Origin of the sequence: Mesorhizobium sp. M1E.F.Ca.ET.041.01.1.1 (assembly GCF_003997355.1) — a bacterium.
In the GTDB taxonomy this organism is placed as follows: Bacteria; Pseudomonadota; Alphaproteobacteria; order Rhizobiales; family Rhizobiaceae; genus Mesorhizobium.
Genome location: NZ_RZSL01000425.1, coordinates 1 through 5,452 on the forward strand (window position 1 = coordinate 1; position 5,452 = coordinate 5,452).

Genomic DNA, 5,452 nt, shown 5'->3' on the forward strand with positions numbered 1-5,452 from the left:
CAGCTAGCCGGCTTCGTTCACCACCCTGTCATGGGCATCGCCTAACCGGGACCCGACCCGGAACGGAGCGATTCCCCGATGCGAACACTCTGGCTGAGCCTTCTTCTGTCCGCCACCCTTGCGGTCGTCCCCGGCCAAAGCTTAGCCGGCGAGACACGCGCTGCCCAAATCCTCGACCGTTTCGAACACGCCAACCAGTGGCGCGACCATGTGATGATCGCCGCCCACCGCGCCGGCAGCATGCAGGCCGGCAAGAGGCTTTATGCCGAGAACTCGCTTGCCGCGGTCGAGGGCTCGATCGCCATCGGCGCCGAGATCGTCGAGGTTGATATCCGTCGCTCGAAGGACGGCGAATTTGTCGTCATGCATGACAGCTGGTTGGACCGCACGACGACCTGCAGGGGCGAGGTGGGCAGCTTCACGCTGGCAGAGCTGAAAAAATGCCGGCTGGTGGTCGAAGGCACGGGCGCCGTCACCAACGAGCCGGTGTCGACGCTGCGCGAGATGCTGCTTACGACCAAGGACAGGATCCTGATCAACCTCGACAACAAGCTGGAGGTGACCGACCTGCCGGGAATGATCGCGGTCGCACGCGATCTCGGCATGGCCGATCAGGTGATCGTCAAGGAAAACCTGTGGAACCGCCAGCGCATCGACGCCGCCAGGGTTGCGCTCGCCCAGGCAGGTGGCGGCTTCCAGTTCATGCCGATCCTTGCCGATGACGCTGTGCACGATGCCGCCTTTGCCGAGGAAGTAGGCCGGGCGTTCTCCCTCCGTGCGGTCGAACTGATCAACTGGCGCAACGGCGCCGAGACGTTGACCACATCTGGCGGCCCGCTGTTCAGCACCCGCATGCGGGCGGAAGCGGTGCGCGGCGACTGGCACCTCTGGGCCGACAGCTACGCCATCGTCAACAAGCCGGGCGGCTTCCTCGCCGGCGGCCGTGGCGACGAACTGGCGGTGGCCGCCAGCCTGCCGCGCGAAGCCTGGGGTTTCTGGGTCGACCGCGGCGCCACCATCATCCAGACAGATGAGCCGAAGGCGGCGATCGAATGGCTGACGGCGAACGGTTATCGGGTGCCTTACACGACCGACGTGAAGCAAGCTGAGCCGGCGCATACGGCGAGCATCAACTGAGAGCCGGCGCCGGAGCTGCGATCTCCCCCTTGAGGGGGAGATGGCCGGCAGGCCAGAAGGGGTCGCCTCACGTAAATCGCCGGCGTTGTCTTTCGTCGCGGAAGGCGCTGGCGCTCCACGCGAAGCGACCCCCTCTGTCGCCTTTGGCGACATCTCCCCCTCAAGGGGGGAGATCAGCTAATCACGCCGCTTTCGCCACGCCCTCCAGTTCGCTCAGCACATCCTCTGACAGCTCCAACTCCGCCGCCGCAAGATTCTCCCGCAAATGCTCCACCGACGACGTGCCGGGAATCAGCAGGATGTTCGGCGAGCGGTTGAGCAGCCACGCCAGCGCCACCTGCATCGGCGTCGCGCCGAGCCGTTCAGCGACGCCCGACAGTGTCGACGACTGCAGCGGGCTGAAGCCGCCGAGCGGGAAGAACGGCACGTAGGCGATACCGTCGCGCGCAAGCTCGTCGATCAGCGCGTCGTCGCCTCGATGCGCCAGATTGTACTGGTTCTGCACGCAGACGATCTCGCAGACGCGGCGGCCTTCCGCGATCTGCGCGCGGGTGACGTTGCTCAGCCCGATATGGCGCACCAGGCCCCTGCGCTGCAGCTCGGCGAGCACGGTGAGCGGCGCTTCGATCGAGCCCTCGGCGGGACCATGGGTGTCGAACATGATGCGCAGATTGACCACATCCAGCACGTCGAGCCCGAGATTGGCGAGGTTGTCATGCACGGCTTGCGTGAGTTCCTCCGGTGAATAGGCCGGCAGCCAGGATGCGTCGCTGCCACGGCGGGCGCCGATCTTGGTGACGATGGTAAGGTCGCCGGGGTAGGGCGCCAGCGCTTCGCGGATCAGCCGATTGGTGACATGCGGGCCATAATAGTCGCTGGTGTCGATGTGGTTGACCCCGTTCGCCACTGCCTCACGCAGCACGGCGATGGCCGCGTCATGATCCTTCGGTGGGCCGAACACGCCTTTGCCCGCAAGCTGCATGGCGCCGTAGCCGAGCCGCCCAACCGAATGGCCGCCGAGTTTGTAGGTGCGGGATTTGTTTACGCTGGACATCGTGGTTCTCCTTCGCTGTCGACGACGGAGATAGGGCATGGCCGCTGTCCCGATAACCGGCTATATTCAGCACAGCTTGTACGAAATTTAGGACAATGGCGGCCGATCTCAACGATCTTCAGGCGTTCATGGCCGTGGCACGCGCCGGCGGCTTTCGCGAGGGAGCGCGCGCAACGGCGGGCAGCGCTTCGGCGCTCAGCGAAGCGATTCGCCGTCTCGAAACGCAGCTAGGTGTGCGCCTGTTCAACCGCACGACGCGCAGTGTCGCCCTGACGGAGGCTGGCGCGGGCCTGCTGGCGCGGCTCGGCCCCGCGCTGGGTGAGGTCGAAGCAGCGCTCGACGTCGTGAACGGCTTTCGCGACCGACCTGCGGGGACCTTGCGGCTCAACGTGCCGGTCAGTGCCGCGCGGCTGGTGCTGCCCAAGATCGTCCCCGGATTTCTCGCCGCCTATCCCGCAATCCGGCTTGAGGTGATTGCCGAAGAGAGCTTTGTCGACCTGCAGGCGGCCGGCTGCGATGCCGGCATCCGCTACGACGAGCGGCTGGAGCAGGACATGATCGCGGTGCCGATCGGACCGCGTATCCAACGTTTCGCGACGGCCGCTTCACCGGCCTATCTCGACAGGCATGGCCGGCCGCAACACCCGCGCGACCTGCTTGACCATGCCTGCCTGTGCGGCCGTTTTTCAGGGCGCGCCGTGGCGCCATGGGAATTCGAGCGCGACGGCGAGGTGGTTCGGGTCGATCCCTCCGGCCCGCTGCTCGTCACGCTGGGCGGTGCCGTCGATCTCGCCATCGATGCGGCGATGGCCGGCACCGGCATTGTCAGCCTGTTCGAGGACTGGCTCCGCCCGTATTTCGAGAGCGGTGCTTTGGAGCCCGTTCTTGAGCCCTGGTGGCAGGAATTTTCCGGACCGTTTCTCTATTACCCGGGACGGCGCATGGTTCCTGCGCCGCTGCGCGCATTCATCGACTACATCAGGACGCCCGCCGGGCGCGGACAATAGCCGCTTGAAAAACAAAAGGCCGCCCAGAGGCGGCCTTTCGAAAACTTGCAAGCGAAGAAGCTCAGCGCTTCGAGAACTGGAAGCTGCGGCGGGCCTTCGCCTTGCCGTACTTCTTGCGCTCGACGACGCGGCTGTCGCGGGTCAGGAAGCCGCCCTTCTTGAGCACGGAGCGCAGCGCCGGCTCGTAATAGGTCAGTGCCTTGGAGATGCCGTGACGCACGGCGCCCGCCTGGCCGGAAAGGCCGCCGCCGATGACGGTGGCGATGATGTCATACTGGCCGGCGCGGTTGGCGGCGACGATCGGCTGGTTGAGGATCATCTGCAGCACCGGACGCGCGAAATAGCTCGCGAATTCCTTGTCGTTGACAGTGATCTTGCCGGAGCCGGGCTTCACCCAGACGCGCGCGATGGCGTTCTTGCGCTTGCCTGTGGCATAGGCGCGGCCCGACTTGTCGAGCTTCTGGACGTGGACGGGTGCCGCCGGCTGTGCGGCGGTCGTGACAGTCCCGAGTTCTGCGAGCGAGGAAAGCTCAGCCATTACGAGGCCCTCTTGTTCTTGGAGTTCAGCTTGGCCACGTCGAGCGTGACGGGCTGCTGGGCGGCGTGCGGATGTTCAGCGCCTGCGTAGACGCGGAGATTCTTCATCTGGCGGCGGCCAAGCGGGCCGCGCGGGATCATGCGCTCGACGGCCTTCTCGACGACGCGCTCGGGGAAGCGGCCCTCGAGCAGCTGGCGCGCGGTGCGCTCCTTGATGCCGCCGGGGTGGCCGGTGTGCCAGTAGTAGACCTTGTCGGTGTACTTCTTGCCGGTGAACACCACCTTGTCGGCGTTGATGACGATGACGTTGTCGCCATCATCGACATGCGGTGTGAAGGTGGGCTTGTGCTTGCCGCGCAGATGGTTGGCGATGACAGTGGCGAGGCGGCCGACGACGAGACCCTCGGCGTCGATCAGCACCCACTTCTTCACCACATCCGCAGGCTTCTGCGAAAAGGTAGCCATGGTTTTGCTCTCAGGTTGACCTTCCTTATCCGCAAGGACAAGGAAAGGCGTTTCTTGTTGCTTGGATTGACGGAGCGGCTGGAGCCATTCGCCAATAACAAAACGGCGGCCGTTGCGGGCCGCTGCTTCGCGAGGGCTTATAGGCGAGGGCGCGAAACGCGTCAAGGCGATGGAAAACCCGCTTGGTGCATAAAGTCAAATAAAAACAATGGCTTGTTCAAGAGGTATTATTTTACCGCATCAGCCGAGCGCTTCGGCGGCATCGAATAGGTGCCGGTCGCATGCGCCACGGTGTGCCCGTCCGGGCCGGCGACGATGTCGATGTCGAACACCATCAGGCTCTTGCCCAACTTCAGGATGCGGCAATGGCCGTCGATCGGGCCAGCCTCGGCCTTGCGCATGAAGTTGATGTTGAGGTTGGTGGTCACCGACAGCGCGTCCGGCCCGGCGTGGCTGAGCACGCAGACATAGCCGCCGATGTCGGCCAGCGTGAACAGCGACGGGCCCGACACCGTACCGCCCGGGCGCAGATGCCGCTCGTCGGCATTGAGCCGCACCGTGCAGCCGCCGGGAAACACTTCCAACGCCTCATAGACGGCGAACTGGTCGTTGAGCTGCGGATAGACGCTTGCCATCAGCGCGTTGACTTCCGCGGCAGTCAGCACCGGCTTGAGATTGCTTTTAGCGGGCATGCGCGATTCCTATATACGGGGAAGTTCCAGCGCGGGTGCCTGGACCAAACGGTGCGACGGAGAAAACACGTCTCGCGGCTGTTCTTCAACCGGCAGCGTGGTAGTTCTGTTGCTCCATGCGTTTCGAGTGCTGACCGAGAGGTTTAGAAGTGGCTGAAGTCGTTGCCATCAAGCCCGCCGTCGCTGACGGCCCCGTTTTGGCGAGCCAGGACAAGGGCGTGTTGCGCCTCACGCTCGCCAGCCCGCCGGCCAACGCGCTTTCGCTGGCGACGATGGCGGCGTTGCAGGCGGAATTCGACCGTGTGAGACAAGACAAGTCCGTTCGCGTCATCATCCTGGCGGCGTCAGGCAAGGTCTTCTGCGCCGGTCACGACCTCAAGGAAATGACCGCGCACCGCGCCGATCCCGACCGCGGCAAAGCCTTTTTCGAAAAGACCTTTTCGGCTTGCGCGAGCCTGATGCAGACAATTGTGCGCCACCCAAAGCCGGTGGTCGCCGAGGTCGATGGCCTTGCCACTGCCGCCGGCCTGCAATTGGTCGCGAGCTGCGACCTCGCGATC

General features: G+C 64.7%; 7 protein-coding genes. 3 read left to right on the top strand and 4 right to left on the bottom strand.

The annotated features are described in order from the left end of the window. Positions 1-78 precede the first annotated feature (78 nt). Entirely contained in the window at positions 79-1,137 is a 1,059-nt protein-coding gene (locus EOA38_RS26680; RefSeq protein WP_127300640.1) for a glycerophosphodiester phosphodiesterase family protein, read from the top strand. A gap of 181 nt (positions 1,138-1,318) precedes the next feature. Here EOA38_RS26680 and EOA38_RS26685 read toward each other — a convergent pair whose 3' ends face one another. Next, entirely contained in the window at positions 1,319-2,191 is an 873-nt protein-coding gene (locus tag EOA38_RS26685) for an aldo/keto reductase family oxidoreductase (protein ID WP_127300641.1), read from the bottom strand. A gap of 95 nt (positions 2,192-2,286) precedes the next feature. On the opposite strand from EOA38_RS26685, the gene EOA38_RS26690 reads away from it, so the two are divergent. Continuing rightward, the gene (locus EOA38_RS26690; RefSeq protein ID WP_127300642.1) at positions 2,287-3,198 is read left to right on the top strand and encodes a LysR family transcriptional regulator; all 912 of its coding nucleotides are present in this window, start codon (positions 2,287-2,289) and stop codon (positions 3,196-3,198) included. A 61-nt stretch (positions 3,199-3,259) separates the two neighbouring features. On the opposite strand, the gene rpsI is transcribed toward EOA38_RS26690, so the two are convergent. From rpsI to EOA38_RS26705, 3 genes are all read right to left on the bottom strand, one after another. Further along, positions 3,260-3,736, bottom strand: a complete 477-nt coding sequence (gene rpsI, locus EOA38_RS26695) for a 30S ribosomal protein S9 (RefSeq protein ID WP_126094188.1) — start codon at positions 3,734-3,736, stop codon at positions 3,260-3,262. Continuing rightward, positions 3,736-4,200 carry a 50S ribosomal protein L13 gene (gene rplM, locus EOA38_RS26700; protein WP_059184834.1) on the bottom strand — a complete coding sequence of 155 codons (465 nt, stop codon included), beginning with the start codon at positions 4,198-4,200 and terminating at the stop codon, positions 3,736-3,738. Before rplM ends, rpsI begins: the two co-directional genes overlap by 1 nt. 227 nt (positions 4,201-4,427) lie before the next feature. Next, positions 4,428-4,892 (bottom strand): PaaI family thioesterase, encoded by a 465-nt coding sequence (locus EOA38_RS26705; RefSeq protein ID WP_127300643.1) that lies wholly within the window; start codon positions 4,890-4,892, stop codon positions 4,428-4,430. Between the two features lie 149 nt (positions 4,893-5,041). Between EOA38_RS26705 and EOA38_RS26710 the strand changes: the two genes are divergently transcribed. Continuing rightward, a partial coding sequence (locus EOA38_RS26710; RefSeq protein WP_189434914.1) for an enoyl-CoA hydratase-related protein occupies positions 5,042-5,452 on the top strand: 411 nt, incomplete at its 3' end.

Excerpts from the sequence above, each read along its gene's own strand:
- EOA38_RS26680 (WP_127300640.1), top strand. The coding sequence starts at position 79 with ATGCGAACACTCTGGCTGAGCCTTCTTCTGTCCGCCACCCTTGCGGTC.
- EOA38_RS26685 (WP_127300641.1), bottom strand. The coding sequence starts at position 2,191 with ATGTCCAGCGTAAACAAATCCCGCACCTACAAACTCGGCGGCCATTCG.
- EOA38_RS26690 (WP_127300642.1), top strand. The coding sequence starts at position 2,287 with ATGGCGGCCGATCTCAACGATCTTCAGGCGTTCATGGCCGTGGCACGC.
- rpsI (WP_126094188.1), bottom strand. The coding sequence starts at position 3,736 with ATGGCTGAGCTTTCCTCGCTCGCAGAACTCGGGACTGTCACGACCGCC.
- rplM (WP_059184834.1), bottom strand. The coding sequence starts at position 4,200 with ATGGCTACCTTTTCGCAGAAGCCTGCGGATGTGGTGAAGAAGTGGGTG.
- EOA38_RS26705 (WP_127300643.1), bottom strand. The coding sequence starts at position 4,892 with ATGCCCGCTAAAAGCAATCTCAAGCCGGTGCTGACTGCCGCGGAAGTC.